Origin of the sequence: Candidatus Halobonum tyrrellensis G22, from assembly GCF_000495475.1 — an archaeon.
Classification (GTDB): Archaea; Halobacteriota; Halobacteria; order Halobacteriales; family Haloferacaceae; genus Halobonum; species Halobonum tyrrellense.
In genome coordinates this window covers 1-24,323 of record NZ_ASGZ01000028.1, presented here as the reverse complement: position 1 = coordinate 24,323, position 24,323 = coordinate 1, and the positions used below count along the sequence as shown (strand labels likewise).

At 70.7% G+C, this 24,323-nt stretch carries 23 protein-coding genes and 2 pseudogenes; 10 read left to right on the top strand and 15 right to left on the bottom strand.

Annotated elements, in window-relative coordinates; all coding sequences use genetic code 11:
- Positions 1-152: 152 nt before the first annotated feature.
- Together K933_RS08170 and cofG are read right to left on the bottom strand one after the other, a co-directional pair.
- Positions 153-590, bottom strand: coding sequence for a hypothetical protein (locus K933_RS08170; protein WP_023394235.1), 438 nt, complete (start codon positions 588-590; stop codon positions 153-155).
- Positions 587-1,732, bottom strand: a complete 1,146-nt coding sequence (gene cofG, locus K933_RS08165; protein WP_023394234.1) for a 7,8-didemethyl-8-hydroxy-5-deazariboflavin synthase subunit CofG — start codon at positions 1,730-1,732, stop codon at positions 587-589. The genes K933_RS08170 and cofG overlap by 4 nt, the downstream gene beginning before the upstream one ends.
- Before the next feature lie 281 nt (positions 1,733-2,013).
- Between cofG and K933_RS08160 the strand changes: the two genes are divergently transcribed.
- Entirely contained in the window at positions 2,014-2,682 is a 669-nt protein-coding gene (locus K933_RS08160; RefSeq protein ID WP_023394233.1) for an alpha/beta hydrolase, read from the top strand.
- 19 nt (positions 2,683-2,701) lie between these two features.
- Here the strand turns inward: K933_RS08160 and cofC are convergent, their stop codons facing one another.
- The 4 genes from cofC to K933_RS08140 form a co-directional block, all read right to left on the bottom strand.
- The gene (cofC, locus tag K933_RS08155; protein WP_023394232.1) at positions 2,702-3,331 is read right to left on the bottom strand and encodes a 2-phospho-L-lactate guanylyltransferase; all 630 of its coding nucleotides are present in this window, start codon (positions 3,329-3,331) and stop codon (positions 2,702-2,704) included.
- A 69-nt stretch (positions 3,332-3,400) separates the two neighbouring features.
- Positions 3,401-4,195: a hypothetical protein gene (locus K933_RS08150; RefSeq protein ID WP_049947708.1), complete on the bottom strand. Its 795-nt coding sequence runs from the start codon at positions 4,193-4,195 to the stop codon at positions 3,401-3,403.
- Entirely contained in the window at positions 4,164-5,345 is a 1,182-nt protein-coding gene (locus tag K933_RS08145) for a tubulin/FtsZ family protein (RefSeq protein WP_023394230.1), read from the bottom strand. The genes K933_RS08150 and K933_RS08145 overlap by 32 nt, the downstream gene beginning before the upstream one ends.
- Positions 5,346-5,561: 216 nt before the next feature.
- Complete coding sequence (locus K933_RS08140) at positions 5,562-6,491, bottom strand: complex I NDUFA9 subunit family protein (protein ID WP_023394229.1); 930 nt, start codon at positions 6,489-6,491, stop codon at positions 5,562-5,564.
- A gap of 318 nt (positions 6,492-6,809) precedes the next feature.
- Here K933_RS08140 and K933_RS08135 point away from each other — a divergent pair, with 318 nt between their 5' ends.
- From K933_RS08135 to K933_RS08115, 5 genes are all read left to right on the top strand, one after another.
- Positions 6,810-8,489 carry a CTP synthase gene (locus K933_RS08135; protein ID WP_023394228.1) on the top strand — a complete coding sequence of 560 codons (1,680 nt, stop codon included), beginning with the start codon at positions 6,810-6,812 and terminating at the stop codon, positions 8,487-8,489.
- Positions 8,489-9,406, top strand: coding sequence for a glutamine-hydrolyzing GMP synthase (gene guaA / locus K933_RS08130; RefSeq protein WP_023394227.1), 918 nt, complete (start codon positions 8,489-8,491; stop codon positions 9,404-9,406). Before K933_RS08135 ends, guaA begins: the two co-directional genes overlap by 1 nt.
- Before the next feature lie 47 nt (positions 9,407-9,453).
- Positions 9,454-9,792: a DUF7126 family protein gene (locus K933_RS08125; protein ID WP_049947707.1), complete on the top strand. Its 339-nt coding sequence runs from the start codon at positions 9,454-9,456 to the stop codon at positions 9,790-9,792.
- A gap of 78 nt (positions 9,793-9,870) precedes the next feature.
- A complete protein-coding gene (locus K933_RS18335; protein ID WP_023394225.1) occupies positions 9,871-10,668 on the top strand; it encodes a hypothetical protein in 798 nt (265 codons plus the stop codon).
- 71 nt (positions 10,669-10,739) lie between these two features.
- On the top strand, positions 10,740-11,069 hold the full coding sequence (locus K933_RS08115; protein ID WP_023394224.1) for a cupin domain-containing protein: 330 nt from the start codon (positions 10,740-10,742) through the stop codon (positions 11,067-11,069).
- A gap of 52 nt (positions 11,070-11,121) precedes the next feature.
- Here the strand turns inward: K933_RS08115 and K933_RS08110 are convergent, their stop codons facing one another.
- Together K933_RS08110 and radB are read right to left on the bottom strand one after the other, a co-directional pair.
- Positions 11,122-11,499 carry a 30S ribosomal protein S8e gene (locus K933_RS08110; RefSeq protein WP_023394223.1) on the bottom strand — a complete coding sequence of 126 codons (378 nt, stop codon included), beginning with the start codon at positions 11,497-11,499 and terminating at the stop codon, positions 11,122-11,124.
- A 144-nt stretch (positions 11,500-11,643) separates the two neighbouring features.
- A complete protein-coding gene (gene radB, locus K933_RS08105; RefSeq protein WP_023394222.1) occupies positions 11,644-12,336 on the bottom strand; it encodes a DNA repair and recombination protein RadB in 693 nt (230 codons plus the stop codon).
- 114 nt (positions 12,337-12,450) lie between these two features.
- Between radB and K933_RS08100 the strand changes: the two genes are divergently transcribed.
- Positions 12,451-13,227, top strand: a complete 777-nt coding sequence (locus K933_RS08100; protein ID WP_023394221.1) for a hypothetical protein — start codon at positions 12,451-12,453, stop codon at positions 13,225-13,227.
- Positions 13,228-13,252: 25 nt separating this feature from the next.
- On the opposite strand, the gene K933_RS08095 is transcribed toward K933_RS08100, so the two are convergent.
- The gene (locus tag K933_RS08095) at positions 13,253-13,450 is read right to left on the bottom strand and encodes a hypothetical protein (protein ID WP_023394220.1); all 198 of its coding nucleotides are present in this window, start codon (positions 13,448-13,450) and stop codon (positions 13,253-13,255) included.
- Positions 13,451-13,547: 97 nt separating this feature from the next.
- The gene (gene larC, locus K933_RS08090) at positions 13,548-15,014 is read right to left on the bottom strand and encodes a nickel pincer cofactor biosynthesis protein LarC (protein ID WP_023394219.1); all 1,467 of its coding nucleotides are present in this window, start codon (positions 15,012-15,014) and stop codon (positions 13,548-13,550) included.
- Positions 15,015-15,309: 295 nt separating this feature from the next.
- Between larC and K933_RS08085 the strand changes: the two genes are divergently transcribed.
- Entirely contained in the window at positions 15,310-17,535 is a 2,226-nt protein-coding gene (locus tag K933_RS08085) for a CDC48 family AAA ATPase (protein WP_023394218.1), read from the top strand.
- A gap of 81 nt (positions 17,536-17,616) precedes the next feature.
- Here K933_RS08085 and K933_RS08080 read toward each other — a convergent pair whose 3' ends face one another.
- Together K933_RS08080 and phoU are read right to left on the bottom strand one after the other, a co-directional pair.
- The gene (locus tag K933_RS08080; RefSeq protein WP_023394217.1) at positions 17,617-18,486 is read right to left on the bottom strand and encodes a DUF502 domain-containing protein; all 870 of its coding nucleotides are present in this window, start codon (positions 18,484-18,486) and stop codon (positions 17,617-17,619) included.
- A 123-nt stretch (positions 18,487-18,609) separates the two neighbouring features.
- Positions 18,610-19,284: a phosphate signaling complex protein PhoU gene (gene phoU / locus K933_RS08075; RefSeq protein WP_023394216.1), complete on the bottom strand. Its 675-nt coding sequence runs from the start codon at positions 19,282-19,284 to the stop codon at positions 18,610-18,612.
- Positions 19,285-19,484: 200 nt separating this feature from the next.
- Between phoU and K933_RS08070 the strand changes: the two genes are divergently transcribed.
- Positions 19,485-20,630 (top strand): hypothetical protein, encoded by a 1,146-nt coding sequence (locus K933_RS08070; RefSeq protein WP_023394215.1) that lies wholly within the window; start codon positions 19,485-19,487, stop codon positions 20,628-20,630.
- Between the two features lie 94 nt (positions 20,631-20,724).
- Positions 20,725-21,513, top strand: a pseudogene (locus K933_RS08065) (RNA-guided endonuclease InsQ/TnpB family protein); the annotation flags it as partial.
- 46 nt (positions 21,514-21,559) lie between these two features.
- Here the strand turns inward: K933_RS08065 and pstB are convergent.
- From pstB to K933_RS17940, 3 genes and pseudogenes are all read right to left on the bottom strand, one after another.
- Entirely contained in the window at positions 21,560-22,489 is a 930-nt protein-coding gene (pstB, locus tag K933_RS08060) for a phosphate ABC transporter ATP-binding protein PstB (RefSeq protein WP_200862307.1), read from the bottom strand.
- A 32-nt stretch (positions 22,490-22,521) separates the two neighbouring features.
- Complete coding sequence (pstA, locus tag K933_RS08055; RefSeq protein WP_023394212.1) at positions 22,522-24,147, bottom strand: phosphate ABC transporter permease PstA; 1,626 nt, start codon at positions 24,145-24,147, stop codon at positions 22,522-22,524.
- Positions 24,147-24,323 (bottom strand): annotated as a pseudogene (locus K933_RS17940) (phosphate ABC transporter permease subunit PstC); the annotation flags it as partial. The pseudogene K933_RS17940 and the gene pstA, both read right to left, overlap by 1 nt.

The window sequence follows — 24,323 nt, the reverse complement described above, 5'->3', positions numbered from 1 at the left end:
ATACGGGCAGTATTCGTGTGGAGTGGTGGCACCGATCACAGCTCGACGCGGGGCGAAACCGCTCGCCCGTGCCGGGACCGGACCGGAACGGGTGGACGGAACCCGTGTCGAAAAGCGGTGATTATCGCCCGTTTCCGACGCGACCCCGCCCGTCAGCGGGCGCGCGACCGGCGGGCGGGGCGGTCCTGTGCGAGTTCGTTGACGCCGGGGTCGGCGGGGAGACCGGCCGCGAACGCGACGCCGGCCGGCGTGAGCGCGTAGACGTTCGCGGGGAGCGTGTCGCCCACGTCGACGCCGCCGACGACGGCGACGACCCCGCGGTCGACCAGGTCGCGCGTCTCGCGTCGGAGGTCGGGCGCGGCGACGGTGAGACCGCTCCTCCCGCGGAGCCACGCGTCGACCGTGGCCGCGTCCGCGACGCCGCCGAGGGCGGCGAGCGCGCGGCAGACCTGCCGTTGGGTGTGTCGTCGGCTGCATACGTCCCCTACGCGCGCCGAGGAGATAGCCGTATAGTCGCGCGTGGCGCGGCCGGGGTTCGGTGCGGCCGGGGTCCGGTGCGGTCGCCCGGTCGCGTCCCGGCCGCGCGTCACACCGACAGCGGACCGTCCCGGCGCGCGACGCCGCGGAACCGCTCGCCGTGGACGTCCGCCCGGTCGAGGGCGTCGGGGATCGCGCCGTAGAACCACTCGCCGGCGGCGGCGTCGCCGTCGAACCCCGGGCGACGGAGCTCCGCGGGCAAGAATCGGTCGTGGGTGGGGAGCCGCTCGTACAGCGGGACGCCGCCCGCGTCGGCTATCTCCTCCAACTCGCGGAGCGCGGGCCACTCGTAGTCGGGGTTGATGTAGTCGTCCGTCACGGGCGAGACGCCGCCCAGGTCGTCGACGCCGCAGTCGAGCAGGTCGCGGACCGGCGCGAGGTTCGGCGGCGACTGGACCGACACCGACTCCGGGAGCGCGTGTCGCGCCATCGCGGTCACCCGCCGCATCGCCTCCGTCGAGGGGGTGTCGAAGTCAGAGCGGTCGTTCCGGACGACCGGCTGGACGATCACCTCCTGGACGTGGTCGTACCGCTCGTGGAGCTCGCGGATCGCGAGCAGCGACTCCGCGCGGTCGCGCCACGTCTCGCCGATGCCGACCAGGATGCCCGTGGTGAACGGGACGCCCGCCTCGCCCGCCGCGCGGATGGTGTTGAGCCGCTGGCCCGGCGTCTTCCGCCGCCCGCCCGCGTGGGCGTCCACCTCGGCGGTGGTCTCCAGCATCACGCCCATCGAGGCGTTGACCCGCTTGAGCCGCTCGAACTCCTCGCGCGTGAGGTCGCCCGGGTTCGAGTGGGGCAACAGCCCCTCCTCGAGCGCTATCTCGCAGGCGCGCTCGTGGTAGTCGAGGAGCGAGTCGTACCCCCACTCCGCCACCTGGTCGTGTATCGCGGTGTAGCGGTCGTCGGGCTTGTCGCCGAACGTGAACAGCGCCTCCGTACAGCCCGCGTCCGCGCCCACCCGGCACTGCTCTCTGATCTCCTCGGGCGACATCAGCTCCGCCTCGCCGGGTACGTCGTAGTAGGTGCAGTACGTGCAGGTGTACCGGCAGGCGGTCGTCAGCGGGAGGAACACGTTCCGCGCGAACGTCAGTTCCGGCGCCGCGGCCACGTCGGCGGGCGTCACCGACAGCAGCCGCTCGACGTCCGCGTCGGCCACCGTCACGTCGACGTCGTACTCCGCGGTGCCGGGGAACACGACCGGGCGTGGAACACCGAACGGCAAAAACGAGTCGGTCCCGGCGAGTTCGTGGCGGGGGCGGACGGTCGGGCCGCGCGCGGTCGCTCGCGTCCCCCACCAGTCCCCACCTCGGACCGCCCGGGTGACGCGCACGTCACCGGCTGACCCGCCGGCCAGCGAGGCCTTATGACGACGGTGTGCGTACGCGGTGTCGTGACGCAACCAGAGCTCGATCCGGTCACGGGCGTCCGCCGCGTGACCACCACGTCGGGCGACGCCGACGAGGGGGCGGTGGGACGATGACGGACCTCGCCCTCGACGGCGTCGAGGGACCGCACGCCGACCAGCCCGTCGTCACGGAGGGCGCCGACCTCGACGACGCGCGCGCGGCGGTCGTGATGGTCCACGGCCGGGGTGCGACCGCCCGGAGCATCCTCGGGATGGCCGACGAGTTCGGCACCGACCACGTCGCCTATCTCGCGCCAAGCGCCGCCCGGAACACCTGGTACCCCCAGTCGTTCCTCGCCGAGACCGACGAGAACGAACCCCACCTCTCGTCGGCGCTGTCGTTCGTGGGGAGGCTGGTCGACCGCGCGGCCGACGCCGTCGGATACGACCGGGTCGCGCTCCTGGGCTTCTCGCAGGGGGCGTGTCTCGCCTCCGAGTGGGCCGCGCGCAACGCCCGCCGCTACGGCGGGGTGATCGCCTTCTCGGGCGGGCTGATCGGCCCGCCGGGCACTCCCCGCGAGTACGACGGCGACCTCGACGGGACGCCGGCGTTCGTCGGCTGCTCCGACTCCGACCCCCACATCCCGCTCGAACGCGTCCACGAGACGGCCGAGGTGTTGGAGGCGATTGGCGCCGAAGTGGACGAGCGCATCTACGAGGGGATGGGCCACGGCATCAACGAGGAGGAACTCGCGGCGGCGAAAGGCGTCGTGACCAGCCTCGAACGCGAGCGGGCCTGAGCTTCGGACCCGCTCGTCGTCAGTTCGACCCCGACCGGCGCACGCCGACCCGGCCGTCGGTCGCGTCGAGTTCGAACCCCGCGTCGACCAGCCAGTCGCGCGCGGCGCCGTCGCCGTGGAGGAGGAGTTCCGCCAGGTCCGCCCGCTCGTCGACGTCGGTCGCCAGCCGGTGGGAGTCCACCTCGCGGACGCTCGCGCCGACCGCGCGGGCCGCCCGGAGGTGGTCGAGGTACGACGCGCCGTGGTAGTCGACCCGGAAGTCGGGGTGGCGAACCGCGAGCGCGTTGGTGCCGCCGCCGCGGCCGGGCGCGACGACCACGTCGCCCGACGCGCGGAGCCGCGAGAGCGACCGCGGCGTCGCGAGCGCGAGGTCGGCCATCACGACGCAGACCGGCCGGTCCGGGTCCGGGCGACGGTCCGCGAGCGCCGCGTTGACCGCCTCGGTGAGCGGCCGGTCGTCGACGGTCTGGGCGGCGTCGCGTTCGACCGGTTCGGTCGTGAGCAGGGTCGGCGAGAAGTCGGCCGTCCGGAGCGCCCCGAGCACGTCCGAGAGCATCGCGTCGGCGAAGCCGCGCCGCTCGGCGGGCGAGAGGACGTCCGCGAGACGAGTCTTGGGTCGGTCGGGGGCGAACGGGACGAGCGCGTCCATCGGTCGGTACGGGCGAGGAGAGCGCGAGTAAAGTGTGTGCTGGTGTGGGCCGCGGTCGGACCGCTCCGCTCAGCCGAGTTTGTCGTAGCTGTCCTGTCGCGAGCGCCACAGCAGGAACCCGCCGCCGACCACGGCCGCGAGCGCGACGACCGCGCCCGCGCCGTACAGCAGCAACTGGTTCCGCCGCTGGGTGCGCTGTACCGCCGCGGCCTCGTCGGCCGCGCGGTCCGCGAGCGTGACCGCGTTGTCGAAGTTGCCCGAGTTGTACGCGCTGACCGCGCTGTCGAACGTGCCCTGCGCCTCCGTCGGGTTGCCGGCCTCCTCGATGGTCGCGGCGGCCGAGTCGAGCGCCTGCCGCGCCTCGCGGCTGGCGGGCGTGTAGTGGGTGGCGTTCAACGCGACCACGTCGTTCGACGCCCCGCCCGAGCGGGCCTGCCGGAGCGACAGCAGCGTGAACGACGGCTGCGGTTCGTACGTGTAGCTCCCGACCTGCGGGACGGTCCCGGACACCCGGACCCGCACCTCGGCGTGGTCGCTCTCGGTGGTCACGGTCGCGCCCGAGAAGTTCCCCCCGTCGTACGACTGCTGGTCGACCCGTGCGCCGGTCTGGTCGTACCACATCACGGTCCACGTCACGTCGGTGAGGTCGGTCGACCCGGCGAGTTGCCACTCGTTCAGCGAGGGGTTCCGGTACAGTTCCGAGAGCGTCACCGTGGCGGTCACCTGCGAGCCGACCTCGGCGCCGTCGGGCGCGTCGGTCCCGGTGACGGAGACGGCCGCCGCCGGCGCGACGGCCGCGAGGAGGAGGGCGAGCGCCGCCACGACGGCGAGGCTAGAACAGCGACTCCAGTTCGTCGTCGTCATCACTCACCAAGTTGTCCAGGTTCTCGTCGCTCTCGTTGCGAATGTCGTCGATGTTGTCCTGTGCCTCGATGGCGACCTGCTGGAGCTCCTTGATCCGGGGGACGTTCGTCACGCCCGACAGCAGGATCACCGAGGCGACGAACCCCGACCCGTCGACGGGGTAGTCGCCGCCGCGGACCTCCATCGAGCCGGTCTGCTCTTCGAGCCACTTCCGCCCGCGCTCTATCCCCTTCCGGTTGAGGTGCTGGGACGGCCCCGCGAGCACCAACAGCGCGCGCTCGGTCCCCTCGATCTCACACGGGAGCGTGAGCCGACCCAGCGCCGCCTTGCGGACGAGCGAGGTGATCCGGTTGGTGGTGTGGGCGGTGTCGAGTTCGGCGTCGCCGCCGTCGCCGCCGGTCAGCCGCGAGAGCAGGCCACCGGAGGACTCGTCTTCGACCTCCTCGCTGGCGTAGCCCACGGTGGAGACGCCGCCGCCGGCGAGCGTGTTGATGATCTCGCTGGAGTCGACCACCGACTCGGCGACCTCGCCGCCCCGTTCGACCTCGCCCGCGCCGAAGAGGATGCCGAACCGCTTGACGATCTCGTCGTTGATCTCGTCGTAGCCGCCCGACATCGACTCGCCCGTCTTCCGCCAGGCGTCGTTGTCGAACACCATCAGGTTGTCCACCTCGCGGACGAACGTCTGGAACGACCGCGCGGCGTTGAGCGTGTAGATGCCCCCCTCGTCCGACCCCGGGAGGACACCCAACCCGTAGACGGGTTCGGTGTAGATCCGCTTGAGGTGTTTCGCCAGCACCGGCGCGCCGCCCGACCCGGTCCCCCCGCCGAGTCCGGCGACGATGATGAACGCGTCCACCTCGTGGACCGGGATGGAGTCGATCGCCGTCTGCACCTCGTCGATGTCCTCCTCGGCGATCTCCGCGCCGAGTTCGTTGTCCGCCCCCACCCCGTGGCCCTTGACGCGGGCCTGTCCGATCAACACCCGCTGGTCCTGGCGGACGTTGTCGAGACCCATCAGGTCGGCCTTGGCGGTGTTGACCGCGACGGCGGCGCGGACGATGTCGCTGCCGGTACGCTGGTCGTACTCGACGAACTTGTCGACGATCTTGCCCCCCGCCTGGCCGAAGCCGATGAGCGCCAATTTCATGCGTCTCCCCTCCTCATTGGGCGAAAAAGAGTCCAACGGCGGTGAAAAAGATTGTGATGCGTGTATCATACCTGAGACGAAGGGGTCCGGCCGCCGCCGGAAACCGCGCCACCCCGCCGCCGTCCCCGTCGGAGGACTCCCCGAACCGCCGTCGGCCACCCCGGCGGCCCGGACGGGTTTATCCCCACTCGGATCTGGAGGCCCGGTATCGGTGGGTCAGGCCGCCGCCGTCGTCGGGTCGTCGCCCGCGCCGGTCAGCCCGAGGAACTCGTCGAACGTCTTCAGTTCCGCCTCCGAGACGCCGAACGCGGCGACGTCGTTGTCCCGGACGGTGTTGTCGAGTTTGAGCGAGCGGTACTGGTCGGGACCCATCGGGAACCCGACCGCACCCAGCGTCGTCAGCCCGACTCTCGCCAGCCCCATCGGCAGCGGGACGGTCCGTACCGACTTCCCCTCGGCGGCGTACACCTTCTCGGTCACCTCCCGGAGCGTGAGCACCTCCGGCCCCCCGAGTTCGTACGTCTCGCCCGCGCGGTCGTCGTCGTCGACGCCGTCGGCGAGCATCGGCGCGAGGTCGCCGATCCAGATCAGTTGGAACGGCGTCTTCCCGCCGCCGGGCAGCGGGTAGACGGGAACCGCGGGCGCGACCATCTTCTTGAGCTTCTTCGGGAACGTGAGTATCTCCGACCCCTCGCCGAAGATGATCGACGGCCGGTAGATCACCCACTCGAGGTCGGCGCCGCGGACCGCCTCCTCGGCCGCCCCCTTCGCGCGGATGTAGTGGGTCGGCCCGTCGGGGTCGGCGCCGAGCGCCGACATCTGGACGAACCGGTCGACGCCGCCCTCCTCGGCCGCCCGGAGGAGGTTCTCGGTGCCGCCGAGGTGGACCTCCTCGTGCATCTCGTCGCCGCCGTCCGGCTTCATCAGCGGCGAGAGCGCGACCAGGTTCACCACGGCGTCGGCGTCGGCGACGTGGCCCGCGACCGAGTCGTAGGCGGTCACGTCGCCCATCACCGTCTCCACCCCGTCGGGGGCGCTCGCGTCCGGCGAGGAGGACATGGCGACGACCGAGTGACCGCGGTCGGCCAGTTCACGGCAGAGGTACGACCCGACGAACCCGGTTCCGCCGGCGACAAGGACCTGCATGCTACCTGATCAGGGGCCGCTCCGACGTAAAACTGCGGGCGGGAGCGACGGCGGTCCCCGAGGGAGGGCTGGTCGGGCGGCGATCGGGTGGCAGTCGGTCCCCGAGGAAGGATCGCCGACGCGCGGGACGGCCGCGGGTGCGCGTCGTCACCGTGCGGAACGACCGCTGTCGCGGGGTGACGAGCGCGACGGTCGGCCGGTGTCGGCGACGGCGCCGAGACGTCCCGGCGGCCGGGTCCGCCGCGGCGGGAGTAGACGTTCGTCCGGTCCCACCGGGCGCTCCGAAACGGTTTTCCACGACCCTTCCGGACGGACTGTATGCCGACAGAGGAAACGGGGTACGACCCGACACTGGGTCGAAAATTCATCTTCGTCACGGGCGGCGTGATGTCCGGGCTGGGGAAGGGCATCACCGCCGCCTCGACCGGGCGACTGCTCGCCAACGCCGGGTTCGACGTGACGGCGGTGAAGATCGACCCCTACCTGAACGTCGACGCGGGGACGATGAACCCCTACCAACACGGCGAGGTGTACGTGCTGAAGGACGGGGGCGAGGTGGACCTCGACTTGGGGAACTACGAGCGGTTCCTCGGCGTCGACATGACCTCCGACCACAACGTCACGACGGGGAAGGTGTACAAGACGGTCATCGAGCGGGAACGCGGCGGCGACTACCTGGGCAACACGGTCCAGGTGATCCCCCACATCACCGACGACATCAAGCGGCGGATCCGGGAGGCCGCCGAGGGGACGGACGTCTGTATCGTCGAAATCGGCGGCACCGTCGGCGACATCGAGGGGATGCCCTACCTCGAAGCGCTCCGGCAGTTCGCCCACGAGGAGGACGAGGAGGACCTGCTGTTCACCCACGTCACGCTCGTCCCCTACTCGAAGAACGGCGAGCAGAAGACCAAGCCCACCCAACACTCGGTGAAGGAACTCCGGTCGATCGGTCTCCAGCCCGACATCCTGGTCGGCCGCTCGGAGGAGCAGTTGGACCCCTCGACGAAGGAGAAGATCGCGCTGTTCTGTGACGTGCCGACCGACGCGGTGTTTTCGAACGCCGACGTGGAGGACATCTACCACGTCCCGCTGATGGTCGAAGAGGAGGGACTCGACGCGTACGTGATGGAGCGGCTCGGGCTGACGGAGGAGGCGCTCCCCGCGGCCGAACGCGACGACCGGTGGCGCCGGCTGGTCACGCGCGAGCGGACCGGCGAGGTGGATATCGCGCTCGTCGGCAAGTACGACCTCGAGGACGCGTACATGTCGGTCCACGAGGCGCTCAAACACGCCGGACTGGAGCGCGGCGTCGAGGTGAACGTCCGCTGGGTCGACTCCGACGAGATGACCGCCGACGGCGACCCGTCGGGCGAACACGCCGAACGGCTCCGCGACTGCGACGGCGTCGTCGTCCCCGGCGGGTTCGGCTCGCGGGGGACGGAGGGGAAAGTCGAGGCGATCCGCTACGCGCGCGAACACGACGTGCCGTTCCTCGGGCTGTGTCTCGGCTTCCAGATGGCGGTCGTCGAACACGCCCGGAACGTGCTCGGTCTCTCGGGGGCGCACTCGGCCGAGATCGACCCCGACACGCCCCACCCGGTGATCGACCTCCTGCCCGAACAGACCGACGAGGCGGACATGGGCGGGACGATGCGGCTTGGCGCACACGAGACCGCGATCGAACCCGGCACGCTCGCACACGACGTGTACGGCGACGACTCCTGCGTCGAGCGCCACCGCCACCGCTACGAGGTGAACCCCACGTACATCGAGCGGTTGGAGGCGAGCGGGCTGACCTTCTCCGGGCGGGCGGGCCGCCGGATGGAGATCGTCGAGCGCGACGAACACCCGTACTTCCTCGGGACGCAGTTCCACCCCGAGTTCCGCTCGCGGCCCGACCGCGCGTCGCCGCCGTTCGTGGGGCTGCTCGACGCGGTGCTCGACGAGTCCGACCCCCGCGACGAGGGCGAGAGCGGCGAGGAGGTGACGGTCTGATGGTCGACGCGGAGTCGTTCGTCGAGGAGGCCACCGCCGAGATCCGCGAGGCGGTCGGCGACTCGAACGCGGTCATCGCGCTGTCGGGCGGCGTCGACTCGTCGGTGGCGGCCGCGCTCGCCTACCGCGCGGTCGGCGACCAGTTGACGCCGGTGTACGTCGACACCGGGCTGATGCGGAAGGGGGAGACCGAGGGGATCCGCGAGACGTTCTCGTACATGGACTCGCTGCGGATCGTCGACGCGCGCGAGCGGTTCCTCGACGCCCTCTCGGGGGTGACCGACCCCGAGGAGAAGCGGCACGTCATCGGCGAGCAGTTCATCCGCGAGTTCGAACGCGAGGCGAGAGAGTCGGACGCGCGCTACCTCGTACAGGGGACCATCTACCCCGACCGGATCGAAAGCGAGGGGAACATCAAGAGCCACCACAACGTCGGCGGCCTGCCCGACGCCGTCGACTTCGACGGCATCGTCGAACCCGTCCGCGACCTCTACAAGGACGAGGTGCGCGAGGTGGCGCGCGAACTCGGGCTGGAGGAGGTGGTCGCCGAGCGGATGCCGTTCCCCGGTCCCGGTCTCGCGGTGCGCGTCATCGGCGAGGTGACCGCCGAGAAGGTCCAAGTCGCGCGCGACGCGTGTCACGTCGTCGAAGAGGAAACCGAGGAACACGACCCCTGGCAGGCGTTCGCCGCGGTCATCGGCAAGGCGACCGGCGTGAAGGGCGACAACCGCGTCCACGGCTGGGTGGTGTCGGTCCGGTCGGTCGAGTCGCGCGACGGGATGACCGCGCGCGCACAGAACCTGCCGTGGGAGACGCTCCAGCGGATCCAGTCGCGGATCACCGGCGTCAACGACGACGTCGCGCGCGTCGTCTACGACGTGACCCACAAGCCGCCCGCGACCATCGAGTACGAGTAGCGCACCGAATAGCACGCCTTTTCACCGCTCGTCCGCTCTCGGGAGCCATGACGAGCAGTTCTTCTCACCGGGTGGTCGTGGCGGGTCCCGACGGCGACGGCATCGCCGACGCGCTCGAAGCCCGCGGCGCGGCGGTGACGCGACTGGACGGCGTCGTCACGGGCGAGCGACTCGACGACGCCGGCATCGCCGACGCGACGCTGTACGTCCTCACCGACGCCGCCGAGGCGACCAGCATCGCCGTGGCGAAGGAGCGCAACCCCGACGTGCGCGCGGTCGTCTACAGCGACGACGCGCTCCCGGAGTTCGCCGCCGCCCAGACCGACCTCGCGGTCGACCCCGCGCTGTTGGACGCCGACGTGGTCGCCGAGGAACTCGTGGCGTAGGGACCGCCTACGCCCGGGTAGGAACTTGTTACCCATTGCCATTTGTTTTATTACCAGTCAGAGCTTCCAACAGGTGGAATGGTGACACGGAAACTCGTCGCGGTCGCGCTGGCGGCGCTCCTCGCGAGCGCCGGCGTCGGCGCGGCGGCGACCGGACCGGGTAGCACAGGGGGGATCGGCGCGGTCGCGGACGTGGACGACCCGACCGCGTACGCGGCCGGGGCGACGTACGACGACGGGACGGTGACGCTGACCGTGACCGCGAACGGCTCCGGCGCCGAAGGCCTCGGCGTCGCCGCCGACGGGTCGGCGGTCGGCGTCACCGACGCCGACGGCACCGCATCGTTCGCGCCCGCCGGCGACGACGGGACCGTCACGGTGACCGCCGAGAACGTGACCGGCGAGTTCGAGTACGCGGTCGAGAACGGCACCGTCTCGCTCGACGGGAGCTTCGAGACCGCCGGCGGCGGCGGCGCGGACGCCGAGAACGCGACGGACGAGGAGCCGCGGGCGGGCGGCGTTCGCCTCCCCGGCCCGGCCAGTAGCACCGCCTCGGCGGTACAGGAGGTCATCCGGCTGTACCACAACGGGAGCCTCGACGCGAACACGACGCTCGGCGAGGCCGTGAGCGCCGTCGCGTCCGGAGAGAAGTCGCCCGCGGCCGTCGGTAAACCCGACGACGCCGGCCGTCCCGACGACGCGGGTCGACCCGACGACGCCGGCCCGTCCGACCGAGGTAACGACACCGAGACGGGCGACACCGACCGCGGCAAGCCCGCTCACGCCGGCGGCGGGAACGACGAGGGCGGCGCGGACGGGGGGAACGACCGGGGGAACCGGGGCGGGGACGGACGCGGCAACGGCCCGGGCCGGTAGTCGGCACTCGGAGCGGGTCGGACGCCGGCACCGCACCACGTTTTTTCTCCGCCGGGCGTCACCGTCGGCTCATGGAACGACTCGGCGACGCGCTCGCGGAGCTGAATCCCGACGAGGGGGAGGTAGCGACGGCGGAACTCGCCGCGAACGACGACCTGCTCGTGAAGGTGTTCGCGCTCGGTCCCGGCGCGGAACTGGAGGCGCACGAACACCCCGACAGCACCAACGTCTTTCACGTGGTGGAAGGGACCGTCACCGTCGTACAGGGCGACGACGAGGAGGCGGTGGCGGCGCCGGGCGTCGTGGTCCACGAACGCGGCGTCGCCCACGGCGCGCGCAACGGAACCGACGACCGGGCGGTGTTCACCGCGGGTCTCGCGCCGATGCCCGGAAGCGGGTAGCGGCGCCGCGGCTCGGGACCGTGGACCGCGAGAACGGGTATCGGGGGTGCGCTTACTCGTCGACGCGGACCGCGTTCACCACGCCCGACTGACCCGGGCGGGAGGTGACGCGGGCGAGACCCGCGTCGGTCTCGATGACCGCGCCCTTCGTGATGATGTTCCGGCGGACGTAGTTGACGTTCGCGGGGTTCTCCTCGACGCCGAGGATCTCCGCCTCCTCGGTCCCGTCGTCGCCGGCGACCTGCGCGACGTTCGTCGAGAGCGCACGCGTCTTCTCGGCGTTGCCGCGCGAGTCGATCACCTGGAATCGCGGCTCGCCGACCGTGGTCTCGGCGGGTTCGCGGCCGAGGTGGTGGCGCTTCTTGTTCCGGAGGGGGCGGCGTCGGCCGCCCGTCCGCTTCTGCTTCCGCCGTCCGCTCTGGTCTTTCATGTGAGGGAGGAACCCCGGCGGCTACTTGAATCGCTCGACTCCCGTCTCCCGGCCCGTGCGAGCGTCTCGCGGGGGAAGCCACCGGGCGCGCCGGGGGGTCGTCGCGGCGGCGGCCGCCCACGCCCGGCCGACCGACGGGCGCCGCTACGACTCGTCGGCGTCCTCGATGCCCGCGTCGGTGATCCGGAAGCGGGCCTGCCCGCCGGCGGGCTGTGACCGGTGTTTCTCCAGCGTCGCGCGGCGGTTGCCGCCGCGGAAGCGTTCGAGCCCCACCACGACGCCGGTCCAGTGTTCGAGCGTGTTGCCGCCGAGCGGCCGGTCGCGGTCGGCGTCCGGGTCGGTGAACACCTGGTTCGTCAGGAGGACCGCGAGGTCGTGTTTGCGCGCGAGCGACAGCAGGTGGGTCGCCTGCCGGGCCACCTCGCGGAGCGCCTCGCCGCGCTGGGCGTCCGCCGAGCGTTCGAGCCGGTAGAACCCCGTCGCGGAGTCGACGACGATCAGGTCGACCCGGTCGGCGAACTCCTCCGCGTCCTTCACCGCCTCCGCCTGCTCGTCGAAGCCGAGCGCCTGCGTCACGATCAGTCGGCTGGTCACCTCCTCGAGCGGTTCGTCCGTCCGCGCCGAGACGATGTCGCGGAACCGTTCGATCGAGAGGTCCTCGGTGTCGACGTAGAGGACGGAGCCACCGGCCGCGGCCACCTCCGCGGCCGCGGTGAGCGCGACGTTCGTCTTGCCGCTGGCCGGCGGGCCGTAGACCTGGGTGACGACGCCGCGTTCGAGGCCGCCGCCGAGCAGGTCGTCGAGTGCCGGACTGCCGGTGGTGAGGGGCGCGGACACGCGAGCGTCTCCGTCGGCACCGGGCAAAAACCCCCGCGTCGGCGGGCCGGCGGGCGTCGACGGCCGGACCGGGCGACAGGGTGAAGCCGGCGACGCGCGTACGCCCGGCGACACGTGATCGTGGTCGCCACGGACGACTTCGCGCTGTATCACGCCGCGGTCGGGGAACTCCGCGAGCGGGGCGCGACGTTCACCACGGTCGAACCCGGCGCCGACCTGCCCGACCGCGCGGAGGTGGTCGTCTCGGCCGCCGAGGACGGCGTCTCCTACGCGGGCGAGGGCGTCGACCACGTCACCACCACCGCGGCGGACGCGCGCGCCGGCGTCGAGGAGGCGCTGGGCGTCCTCCGCGGCGCCGACGAGCGGCTGGTGGTCGGCGTCGACCCCGGCGACCGCCCGGGCGTCGCGGTGCTGTCGGGCGACACCGTCGTCGCGGCGTTCCACGTCCCGCTGTCGGAGGTGGTCGGGGTCGTCCGCGAGCAGGTTGCCGACGAACCCGACGCGCTGGTACGGGTGGGTGACGGCGACAGGCTCCGGAGCGCGCGGGTGGTCAACGACCTGGAGGACGCGACGGTCGAACTCGTCGACGAGACCGGGACGACGCCGTCGCTCGGCGCGGGCGCGGCCGCGAAGGGTATCGCGGACGTGCTCGCGGCGGTCAACATCGCCCGCCGCGAGGGCGACCGGGTCGAGACGCGCGACGTGGAGCCGACGCCCGGCGAGATACAGCGGGTGAAAAACGAGTCGCGCGAGCGGTCGGACGGCGAGGTCACCGTCGACGCCGACCTCGCGCGCCGGGTCGCGCTCGGCGACGTGACGATGGACGAGGCGCTCGCGGCGTACGACGCGCGCGGGGAGGGCGCCGACGGGAGCCGCGACTCCGGCGAGTGAGCGCGGTCGACGCGGGCGGCCCCGGCTACGTACGCGACCCGACGAGCCGGCGGCCGTAGCGGTAGGCGGCGTCGAGTGCCACCACGACCGCGAGCGCGGCGACGAGCAGCACCAGCGGCCACGACAACTGCGCGGCGAGCCGTGATTCGGCGTACACCGCCGGGATCTGGACACAGACCAGCGCCGCGAGCGCGAGCAGGAGGGCTTTCGCGGGGAGGCGCACGATGGGTCTCGGAGGGGTGCGGCCGTAGTCGTTTCGCCTCGCCGAGCCGGTCGGTCTCGGGTCCGTCCCGTCTCGCGCCCGCTCTCCCCGCCCGGACTCAGACGCCGTCCCGGTCGCACCCGTCGGCGCCGTCGCGGGCCGCCGCCTCCGCGCGCCGCATCACCTCGCGGACCGGGACGTCCGCCTCGCGGGCGGCCGCGGCCGCGTCGTCGTACTCGGCGCTGTAGTCGTAGGCGTCGCCGCCGGTCGCGCGCGCCACCTTGACCCCGACCTCGTGTGTCGCTCCCCCGACCCGGAGTTCGACCGTCTCGACCGACCGCTCGGCCACCCAGCGGCGAGTCCCGGTCTCGCGCACGCCGAGCGTCCCCGTCTCGACGGCGAGCCGACGGACGACCGCCGGCGCGTCCGCGGGCGCACAGACGACCGTCACGAGGTGACCCGGCCGTGACTTCTTCGCCGTCGCCGGGAGCACCGTCACGTCGAGCGCGCCCGCCGCCCGGAGCGACTCGTGGAGTCCGCCGAGGAGTTCCGGCGTCGCGTCGTCGAGATTCGTCTCCAGTACGGTCACGTCCTCGCGGACGAACCCCGCGACCCCGTCGTGTGCGTCGGTCCCGTCGGCTCCGTCGGTCCCCGCCGGGGCGTCGTCGGTCGCACCGCCGGCGCGGGCGTCCGCCGGTTCGGCCGCGGGCGCCTCGCCCACCAGCGCCCGGAGCACGTTCGGCCGGTCGGGGAACTCCCGTCCGCCCGCGCCGTAGCCCGACGACTCGACCCGGAGCGACGGGAGGCGGTCGACCCCCTCCGCGGCGCGTGCGAGTATCGCCGCGCCCGTCGGCGTGAGCAGTTCCGCCTCGAGTGGGCCGCCGCGGAGCGACCAGTCGGCCCGTTCGGCGAGTTCGACCACCGCGGGCACCGGCACCGGGTAGACGCCGTGGCTGAACGTCACGTCGCCGCCGCCGGTCGCGAGCGGCGTGGTCACGACCCGGTCGGGCGCGAGATCGGCGAGCAGGAGACACGCCCCAACCACGTCGGCGACGGCGTCGTCCGCCCCCACCTCGTGGAACGCGGTGTCGTCCAAGTCCCCCCCGTGGACCGCCGCCTCAGCCTCGCCGAGCAGTTCGAACGTGGCGAGCGCCTCCTCGCGGACCGACGCGGGCAGGTCCATCCCCCCGACCAGGTCGACCACCTCGGCGTACGTCCGGGTGTGACCGTGCCCCTCGGCGCCGTCCGCGTGGGCGTGGTCGTGCCCGCGGGGGCAGTCGCCGTCCGCGTCGCCGTGGCCGGGGGTGTGTCCGGGAGCGTGTTCGTGGTCGTGCGAGCGCTCCTGTTGGCCTCCGTCACCCGCGCTCCCGCCCGAGTCCGCTCCATCGTCGCGGGCCTCGTCGTGGACGACGCGGGCGTCGGTCGCTGCGACCCCGTTTTTCACGACCGGGTCGAACGCGTAGCTGACGGGGAGCGCCTCCTCGACGGGGGCGAGAACCGCGGGGTCGGCGCCGGCCGCCACGAGCGCGCCGAGCAGCATGTCGCCGGCGGCGCCCATCCGGCCGTCGAACGCGAGCGTGCGCATACCCGGTCGGACGCGGGCGGGGCGAAAAAGCGTTCGGAGCGGGGCGAACCCCGGGAGTCGACCGAACCGCCCGGGCCCCCGGGGCGGGTCCCGCGCCGAGTGGCGCCGGGCGGAACGGCCGGCCCGAACCCGTGGGGTTTTCAAGCCGGGCCGCGAATCGTGCTATCGTACCTCACATCGAACGGATCCGGCGCGGACCCGTCCGCCGACCGCGCGGACGCCGACACGTGGCAGCAAAGCACTTAACCGCCGCGGTAGCGCAGATTCCGTAGACGAGTACCCCGCATCCAACACAATGAACGAAGTCCAACTCGAAGTGGCGAAGGCGTACCCCAACGACTCGGGCCGGGGCATCGCACGTCTCGACCCGGATACGTTGCTGCACCTGAAGCTCTCGCCCGGAGACATCATCGAGATCGAGGGCGCCGAGACCACCGCGGCGAAGGTCTGGCGCGCCGACCGACAGGACTGGAACACCGACACCGTTCGCATCGACGGGTTCACCCGACAGAACGCCGACGTGGGGATCGGTGAGCGGGTCACCATCCGGAAGGCCGAAGCCCAGAAGGCGGAGAAGCTCACGCTCGCGCCGCCCGAGGAGGCGTCCGTCCAGTTCGGGTCGGACGCCGCGGGCATGGTGAAACGCCAGATCCTCAAGCGACCGGTGGTCGAACGCGACATCGTCCCGGTCATGAGCAGCACGAACCACCCGTTCATGCGCTCGCCGGGGCAGGCGATCCCGCTGATCGCCGTCGACACCGAACCCGACGGGGTGACGCTGATCACCGAGGACACCGAGGTGGAGCTCCGCGAGGAGCCGATATCGGGGTTCGAGAAGACCGGCGGCGGCATCACCTACGAGGACATCGGCGGCCTCCAAAGCGAGATCCAGCGGGTCCGGGAGATGGTCGAACTCCCGATGAAACACCCGCAGATCTTCAAGAAACTCGGGATCGAACCGCCGCAGGGCGTCCTGCTGCACGGCCCGCCCGGGACGGGCAAGACCCTCCTCGCGAAGGCGGTGGCCAACGAGACCAGCGCGTCGTTCTTCTCGATCGCCGGCCCGGAGATCATCTCGAAGTACTACGGCGAGTCCGAACAGCAACTGCGGGAGATCTTCGAGGACGCCAAGGAGGAGTCGCCGGCGATCATCTTCATCGACGAACTCGACTCGATCGCCCCGAAACGCGAGGACGTCACCGGCGAGGTGGAACGGCGCGTCGTCGCGCAACTGCTGACGATGATGGACGGTCTCGAAACGCGGGGCCAGGTCATCGTGATCGGCGCGACCAACCGCGTCGACAGCGTCGACCCCGCGCTCCGCCGGCCCGGCCGGTTCGACCGCGAGATCGAGATCGGCGTCCCCGACGAGAGCGGCCGGAAGGAGGTGCTCCAGATCCACACCCGCGGGATGCCGCTGTCGGACGACGTCGACCTCGACCGCCTCGCCGACGAGACCCACGGGTTCGTCGGCGCCGACATCGAGAGCCTGACGAAGGAGGCCGCGATGAAGGCGCTCCGGCGGTACCTCCCCGAGATCGACTTGGACGAGGAGGACATCCCCCCGAGCCTGATCGACCGGATGATCGTCAAACGCCGTGACTTCCGCGGCGCGCTCGCGGAGGTGGAGCCCTCCGCGATGCGGGAGGTGCTGGTCGAACTCCCCAAGATCACCTGGGACGACGTGGGCGGACTCGAAGACCCCCAACAGAAGGTGAAGGAGGCGGTCGAGTGGCCGCTGTCCGCCCCCGAGAAGTTCGAGCGCATGGGCGTCGAGGCGCCAAAGGGGGTGCTCCTGTACGGCCCGCCGGGGACGGGCAAGACGCTGATGGCGAAGGCGGTGGCCAACGAGACCAACGCCAACTTCATCTCGGTTCGCGGCCCGCAACTGCTCTCGAAGTGGGTCGGCGAGTCGGAGAAGGCGATCCGTCAGACGTTCCGGAAGGCGCGACAGGTCGCGCCGACGGTCATCTTCTTCGACGAACTCGACAGCCTCGCGCCCAGCCGCGGCCAGGAGATGGGCAACAACGTCTCCGAGCGCGTCGTCAACCAGCTCCTCACCGAACTCGACGGGCTAGAGGAGATGGGTGACGTGATGGTGATCGGCGCGACCAACCGGCCGGACATGATCGACCCCGCGCTGATCCGCTCGGGCCGGTTCGACCGGCTGGTGATGGTGGGTCAACCCGACGTCGAGGGCCGCGAGCAGATCCTCAAGATCCACACGGACGACACGCCCCTCGCCGCGGACGTGAGCCTGCGCGAACTCGCCGAACTCACCGACGGCTACGTGGGGTCCGACCTCGAGTCGATCGCCCGCGAGGGTGCGATCGAGGCGCTCCGCGAGGACGACGACGCCGAGGACGTCGAGATGCGCCACTTCCGGAAGGCGATGGAGAGCGTCCGCCCGACGATCACCGACGAGATCCTCAGCTACTACGAGGGCGTCGAAGAGCAGTTCAAGGGCGGCGGCACCGACGGTCTGACCCGCGAACAGGGCGGCCGGATCGGTTTCCAGTAGCGTACCGAACGCCCGCGCCGGCGGTCGGTCCCGACTCCGCCGTCCGCGGTCGGCGACCCGTTCCGTTCGGGGCGACCCGGCTCAGTCGTCGTCCCGGTTCCGGTCGTCGGAGTCGTCGGAGTCGGACGACACCGCGTCCTCCAGTTTCCGGAAGTCGGTCACGTCCTTGAGGTCGGCCATCGTCACCTCGCGGGGGTCGGTGATCTCCGGGCCGTCCTCGTCGCCGTCGTCGGCCGCGATGCCGCTGGTGAGGATGCTCCGGACGCCCTCGTCGATCGTCATGTCGACGTCGTGGACGTTCTCCTCGGGGAGGTACGTCAGGAAGCCGCCGGTCACCGGGTTGGGCGCCATCGGGATGAACACCGACACCATCTTCTCGTGACCCGTCGCGTCCTCGATGGCGGGCGGGGAGTCGCTGGTCTCGAACGCCAGCGTGTACATGTCGTCGTTGAGACACTCGACCAGTTTGATCGACTTGAAGTTCTGCGCGCCCTCGTCGTCGAGCATCACGTCGCCCATCCGGCGGGCGCTCTTGTACACCGTACCGATGCCGGGGACGGCGGCGATCATGAGGTCGAAGTAGTCGATCGCGCGTTTGCCGTAGCGGTGTCGCCCGACCAGTCCGGCGAGGAGGACGATGCCGACCAGGATCAGGACCGCGATGAGTTCGGTCAACACGCTGACGACCTGCCCGTACACCTCCGCCTCGATGAGGAAGGAGACGAACCCGTTCCGCTCGACGGTCGCGATCACGTCGAAGTACTCGAGCAGTCCGATGAACGGCTGGAAGGCGTCGATGACGAACCTCAACAGCACGTCGAGCACGTAGACGGTGACGACGATGGGGACGAGCACCGCGACGCCGGTCATCAGTACGTCCAGTACCCCCATCCTCGACTCGTCGCCGCTCTCACCCGACTCGGTCGCGTTCGAACTCGGGGACCCTGCCATTTGACGGGTTCACTCGCGGGATCTCAATAGGTCTTTCCACCCTCCACGAATCGGTCCGTTTTTGTATAGAATATTCCTAGAAATAAATAGTCGTTACGGACGCACAGCCACTGCGGCCGGCGCTCAGTAGATGAGCGTGTCGTCGTTCTCGACCATGTACAGCGTGCGCGCCGCGATGTTGACCGTGTGGTCGCCGACGCGTTCGAGGTCGCGGATCGTCAACAGCAGCCGCGAGACGTCCTGGAGCAGGTGTTCGAGGTCCGCGTCGGTGTCGGTGGTCTCGCTCTCGATGAGTTCGCGGACGACGGTGTTGCTCGCGCCGGTACACATCTCGTCGACGGTGTCGTCGGCCTCTGCGACCGCGTAGCAGGCGTCGGGGTCCTCGGCGGCGTACGCCTCCATCGCGTCGGAGAGCATCACGAGCGTCCGCTCGCCGATACGCTGGACGTCGACGTCGGGGAACACGTCGCGTTCGGCTTCGAGGGTGTACTCGCCGAGGTTGGTCGCCAGGTCGCCGATGCGTTCGAGGTCGGTGATGATCTTGAACGACGCCGCGATGAACCGGAGGTCACCCGCGACCGGCTGTTGGAGCGCGAACAGGTCGATACACTCCTGTTCGAGTTCGAGGTACAGGTCGTTTATCTCGGCGTCCTCCTCGATGACCTGTTGGGCCACCTCGACGTCTTTCGTCTCCAGCGCGTCCATCCCCATCCGGAGGCGGTCGGCGACCAGTTCGCTCATGAAGAGGATATCCTCGCGGAGTCCGTCGAGGCGCTCTTGGTACTGTTCGCGTGGCATTGGGTACACCTGTATCGAGACGCGGGCGTAAACCTTCCCCCGGCACGCTCGCCCGACTCGCCCGTCTCGACGAGTGAGAAGCCGTATGCGCGGGTCGTGTGAGAGACGTTGACTCACGTCCCGCTCCCGTCCGTCGGCCCGCCGGTCGCGCGGCCGCACGACCGGCGTGGATTCACGTCGCCCCGGACCCACCCGCGCGTATGGACCGCCGCTCGGCGCTCGGAGTCGCGGCCGGACTGCTCGCGGGACTCGCGGGGTGTAGCGCGTTCGGGGGGGACGCGGGCGACGGCAGCAGGACGGTCGCGCCCGACCTCCGAGGGACGCCGGCGCCGACACCCACCCCCACGGCGACGCCGACGGCGACCCCGACGCCCCCGCCGTACGCCGCCGAGGGTGCCGACCGCCTCGACCGACCGCGGGACGTGATACTCACGAACCAGCGACTCGACGAGGCCCGCGTGGGCGTCCGCCTGCGCGACGGCGGGACGACCGTCCTGGAGACGGCGGAGGCGGTGCCCGGCGCCGGCGCGGTGCGGCTGACGGACGTGCTCGTCGGCGCGGGCACGTACGACGTGACGGTCCGGACGGCCGACGGCCGGACGGCGTCGTTCGCGTGGACGGCCGACGCCGCGTCGGGCGACCTCGGCGCGGACCTCGACGTCGGCGTGACGCCGCGCGACCGCTACCGGGGGGCGGCCGCGGCGGAACTCGTCGAGGGCGACACGGCCTCGCTGGTCGGCGACGGGCAGGAGGGGAGCCGGCCGCTGGTCGTCGACAACGGCGGTCCGGCTCGGACGGTCGCAGTGGCGCTGGCCAACGGCGAGGGGTTCGCGGGGCTGCAGGTGGCCGTCCCGGCCGACTCGCGGGTGCGGCTCCCGCTGGCCGTCCGCGAGCGGACGGTGCGGGTCGTCGCCAGCGTCGACGGGGCCGAGGACCGCTCCGAGTGGCGGCCGCTCGCGGACGGCGCGCTGTACGTCGCCGCCGACGGCCCGCGGCTCCTCTGTGACCTGCTCCGGCGGCCGCTGGCGGTGACCAACCGGACGGACGCCGCCCGACGGGTGACGGTGGGCATCGCCGACGGGACGGGCGAGCGGTTCGAGAGCGGGTTCCGCCTCGAACCCAACGAGCGGGCGGTGCGGCAGGGAGTGGTCGGTCCCGCGGGGAGCTACGAGATACGCGTCGAGACCGGCGACCGGGTCGAGCGGTACTCGTGGGACGTCTGCCCGCCGGTCGGCCCGGTGTCGGTGTGGGTCGACGACGACGGGATCGACGTGTCCGTTCGGCCGACGCTCCCGGGGTGGGGAAGCGAGACGGGGACAGAAACGGGAACCGAGACGGACGACTGAGTCCGACGCCCGCCGGGGTCGAACGGGAGGGGAAGCGGGACGGAAACGCGGATCCCGATTCGGAGTCCGGGGTCGAGTTACAGAGGGTCGAACCGTCGAGAACGTCCAGCAGGTTCGTGCGGTGTACGAACACGGCGTCTGGCGGTTGCACTTTGTCTGCCGCGTCGAAGTCGATGTTGCCGACGCACCGGGTGACGGTGTGGCGGGCATCGACCTCGGTATCTGCAACCTCGCCGCCGTCTCGTATGGCGACGAATCCGTGTTGTACCCCGGCGGGGCGCTCAAAGAAGACGAATACTACTTCGCCAAGAAGCGCGCCGAGACGGACGATTCGGCGTCGCGCGAAGCAAAGCGTCTCGACCGCAAGCGTACCTCCCGCCGGACGCACTTCTTGCACACGCTGTCGAAAGACATCGTGTCTGAGTGCGTTGAGCGCGGCGTCGGGACGATTGTCGTGGGCGACCTCAGCGGCATCCGTGAGGATGAGAACGGCGAGTCCCGCAACTGGGGTACGCACGGCAACCTCGACTTGCACGGGTGGGCGTTCGACCGCTTCACGATGCTTCTTGACTACAAGGCCGAAACCGAAGGCATCGAAGTGGTCACGAAGTCTGAACGCGGCACGTCGAAAACGTGTTCGGTGTGTGGGCGTTCGGACGACAATCAGCGCGTCGAACGCGGCTTGTACGTGTGCGACTGTGGATTCGTCGGGAACGCGGATGCGAACGGCGCAGAGAACATCAGACGGAAAGTACTCCCGAATCTCGCCACGGACGGCGGCGATAGGGATAACGGCTGGTTGGCACAGCCAGCGGTCCGACTGTTCGACCGGAGTGGGGGACGTTTCGCCCCGCGAGAACAGGTCACGGGCCGCGAATCCTAATATCCCAACTCGGAGGGAATCCCACGACCTCAGTCGTGGGAGGATGTCAACCGAACTTGCCGGTGATGTAGTCTTCGACCCGCTGGGACTGCGGGTTCTCGAATATCTGTTCGGTGTCGCCGTACTCGACGAGTTCCCCGCCGGTGAGGAAGACGGCGGTCTGGTCGGAGATCCGCGCGGCCTGCTGCATGTTGTGTGTGACGACGACGACCGTGTACTCCTCCGAGAGGTCGTCGATCAGGTCTTCGATCTTCGAGGTGGCGATGGGGTCGAGCGCCGACGCCGGCTCGTCCATCAGGAGCACCTCGGGGTCGGTCGCGAGCGCGCGGGCGATACAGAGCCGCTGTTGCTGGCCGCCCGAGAGACCGAGCGCGTTGTCGTCGAGGCGGTCGTGGACCTCGTCCCACAGCGCCGCCTGCCGCAGCGAGCGCTCGACGAGTTCGTCCTCCTCGTCGGTGTCGTCGCGGCCCGTCAACCGTGCGAGCAGTCCCTTCTCGATGTCGCCGTGCTTGCGGGGACCGTACGAGACGTTGTCGCGGATCGTCTTCGGGAACGGGTTGGGCGACTGGAACACCATGCCGACGCGCTTGCGGAGTTCGACCAGGTTGACGCCGTCGCGGTAGATGTTCTCGCCGTCGAACGCGACCGAGCCGTCGATGCGCGCGGTCTTGATCCGGTCGTTCATCCGGTTGAGACACCGGAGGAACGTCGACTTCCCACAGCCCGACGGGCCGATGAGCGCGGTCACGCTGTCTTCGGGTATCTCGATCGAGATGTCGCGGAGCGCCCGGTCGTCGCCGTAGTAGACGTTCAACTCGTCGACGTCGAACTTGGCTCGACCGTCGAACTCGTAGTCGGTCCACTCCGCTCTGATCTCCTCGTCGGTCTCGCCGTCGGTCAGGGGGGAGTCCGACCCGGTCCGCCCGGTCGACGCGGAGTCGTAGTCGTCTTGCGAGTCGGAACTGGTCGAGTCCATGGTCTGTTCTTCGCCGAGTGGGCCGGTGTCGTTCATTGGTTGAGCTTCCGTCTGAAGTATATTCTGGATCCGATACCGATGGCGTAGAAGCCGATCACGACGAGGAGGAGGACGAGCGCGGTCCCCCACGCGAACGATGGGCGCTGACCGACGCCGGCCGTGATGACGGCGTACAACTGGTAGGGGAGCGCGCTCGCCGGTTGAACGAGCGCCGGATTGGTTACGAACGGCGGCGACGCGGTGAACTGGAACGACTGGAGCACCTTCGCGCCGACGCTCGGGAACGGGTCGCCCACCATCACCAACAGGATGGGCGCCGTCTCGCCCGCGATCCGGCCGACACCGAGAATGACGCCCGTGATGACGCCCGGCATCGCCGCCGGCAGGACGACGCTCCGGATCGTCTCCCACTTGCCGACGCCGAGCGCCGCGCTCGCGTCGCGGTACTCGTCGGGCACGCTCTGGAGCGACTCGCGGCTGGTGATCACCACGAGCGGGAGCATCATCACCCCGAGTACGATCATCCCCGACAGCAACGAGGTGGTGTTGCCCAGCCGGGGGACGAGGAACGCGAGCCCGAACAGGCCGTAGACGATACTCGGCGTCGACCACAGCCCGTTGGTGGATATCTCGACGAGCTGTGTGAACCGCCCCTGTTCGGCGTACTCGGTGAGGAACACCGCCGCGCCCACCCCGAGCGGAACCGAGAACGTGACGGCGCCCGCGACCACCCACACCGTACCGACGATGGCCGGCGCGATGCCGTTTATCTCGTTCATCAGCGCCACGCCGTTCATCGTGAACGGCCAGTGGAACCAGACCAGCGGCGTGCTGAACACGACGTACTCGTCGATCGGGGCAAAGTAGAACCAGAACTGCGGGTCCCAGAACAACCCGAGCTTGATCCCACGCGTCATCGGCCCGTACCCCCTGCTGGCGACGTACCCCACGATGAGCAGGAGGAGGCCGAGCATCGCGGCCGCGTTGATGCCGACGAGGAGGTACGCGCCCGACTGCCGCCCCTGCGTGCCGAACCCGTCGCGGGCGCGCGCGCCGACCCACGCGACCACCAGCCCGGTCACCAGCGCGAGGAACGGGATCGCGATGTCGGCGGGGTACGTCGCGGAGTTCTCGATCGGCTGCCAGGTCCAGCCGGGGGCGACGACGCCGGCGGCGACGACGGCGCCGACCCCGAGCGCGAACACCCCGACCGGCAGCGTCACACCGACGTCCTCGCGGGGGAAGACCGCGACGCCGGCGACGACGACACCGACGACGAGCGCCGCGAGCGGCCACGCCGTCGAGAGTCCGAGCGTCTGTGAGGCGACCAGTCCCCCGACCGCGAACCCGCCGACCCCGAAGCCGAGCGCGGTCGGGAGCGCGACGTGGTCGTCGGGGTGGGAGTCGACGGTGCCGGTGTACGACGCCGCGCCCGCCCCGAGGACGAGCGCGCCGAGTGCGGCCGTGGCCAGACCGACGAGGCGGTAGAACGCCACCCCCGCCACGGTCGTCTCCAGACCGACGACGCCGAAGACGACGAGCACGCCCACGAGCGCGAGCGCGAGCGCGCCGACCACGACGACCTCCCCGGTCCGTTCGAGCGCCGACGACCGGCCGGCGCTCACCAGCCGTCGGTCGCGGGAGCTGTCGAGACTCACTACACCTCACCTCCCAGCCGTTCGCGCATGTGGCTCTCGATGAGTTGCGAGCCGACGCTCAAGAACAGGACGGTGACGAACAGCACGACCCCTGCGGCGAACAGCGCGCTCATCTGGAGGCCGCTGGCGATGCCGTACTGGCTCGCGATCAGGCTGGTGAGCGTCTCGGTGCCCCC

What these genes read in the sequence shown, in the direction of transcription:
- K933_RS08160 (WP_023394233.1), top strand. Translation starts at nt 2,014, where the DNA reads ATGACGGACCTCGCCCTCGACGGCGTCGAGGGACCGCACGCCGACCAG.
- cofC (WP_023394232.1), bottom strand. Translation starts at nt 3,331, where the DNA reads ATGGACGCGCTCGTCCCGTTCGCCCCCGACCGACCCAAGACTCGTCTC.
- K933_RS08150 (WP_049947708.1), bottom strand. Translation starts at nt 4,195, where the DNA reads ATGACGACGACGAACTGGAGTCGCTGTTCTAGCCTCGCCGTCGTGGCG.
- K933_RS08145 (WP_023394230.1), bottom strand. Translation starts at nt 5,345, where the DNA reads ATGAAATTGGCGCTCATCGGCTTCGGCCAGGCGGGGGGCAAGATCGTC.
- K933_RS08140 (WP_023394229.1), bottom strand. Translation starts at nt 6,491, where the DNA reads ATGCAGGTCCTTGTCGCCGGCGGAACCGGGTTCGTCGGGTCGTACCTC.
- K933_RS08135 (WP_023394228.1), top strand. Translation starts at nt 6,810, where the DNA reads ATGCCGACAGAGGAAACGGGGTACGACCCGACACTGGGTCGAAAATTC.
- guaA (WP_023394227.1), top strand. Translation starts at nt 8,489, where the DNA reads ATGGTCGACGCGGAGTCGTTCGTCGAGGAGGCCACCGCCGAGATCCGC.
- K933_RS08125 (WP_049947707.1), top strand. Translation starts at nt 9,454, where the DNA reads ATGACGAGCAGTTCTTCTCACCGGGTGGTCGTGGCGGGTCCCGACGGC.
- K933_RS18335 (WP_023394225.1), top strand. Translation starts at nt 9,871, where the DNA reads ATGGTGACACGGAAACTCGTCGCGGTCGCGCTGGCGGCGCTCCTCGCG.
- K933_RS08115 (WP_023394224.1), top strand. Translation starts at nt 10,740, where the DNA reads ATGGAACGACTCGGCGACGCGCTCGCGGAGCTGAATCCCGACGAGGGG.
- K933_RS08110 (WP_023394223.1), bottom strand. Translation starts at nt 11,499, where the DNA reads ATGAAAGACCAGAGCGGACGGCGGAAGCAGAAGCGGACGGGCGGCCGA.
- larC (WP_023394219.1), bottom strand. Translation starts at nt 15,014, where the DNA reads ATGCGCACGCTCGCGTTCGACGGCCGGATGGGCGCCGCCGGCGACATG.
- K933_RS08085 (WP_023394218.1), top strand. Translation starts at nt 15,310, where the DNA reads ATGAACGAAGTCCAACTCGAAGTGGCGAAGGCGTACCCCAACGACTCG.
- K933_RS08080 (WP_023394217.1), bottom strand. Translation starts at nt 18,486, where the DNA reads ATGGCAGGGTCCCCGAGTTCGAACGCGACCGAGTCGGGTGAGAGCGGC.
- phoU (WP_023394216.1), bottom strand. Translation starts at nt 19,284, where the DNA reads ATGCCACGCGAACAGTACCAAGAGCGCCTCGACGGACTCCGCGAGGAT.
- K933_RS08070 (WP_023394215.1), top strand. Translation starts at nt 19,485, where the DNA reads ATGGACCGCCGCTCGGCGCTCGGAGTCGCGGCCGGACTGCTCGCGGGA.
- pstB (WP_200862307.1), bottom strand. Translation starts at nt 22,489, where the DNA reads ATGGACTCGACCAGTTCCGACTCGCAAGACGACTACGACTCCGCGTCG.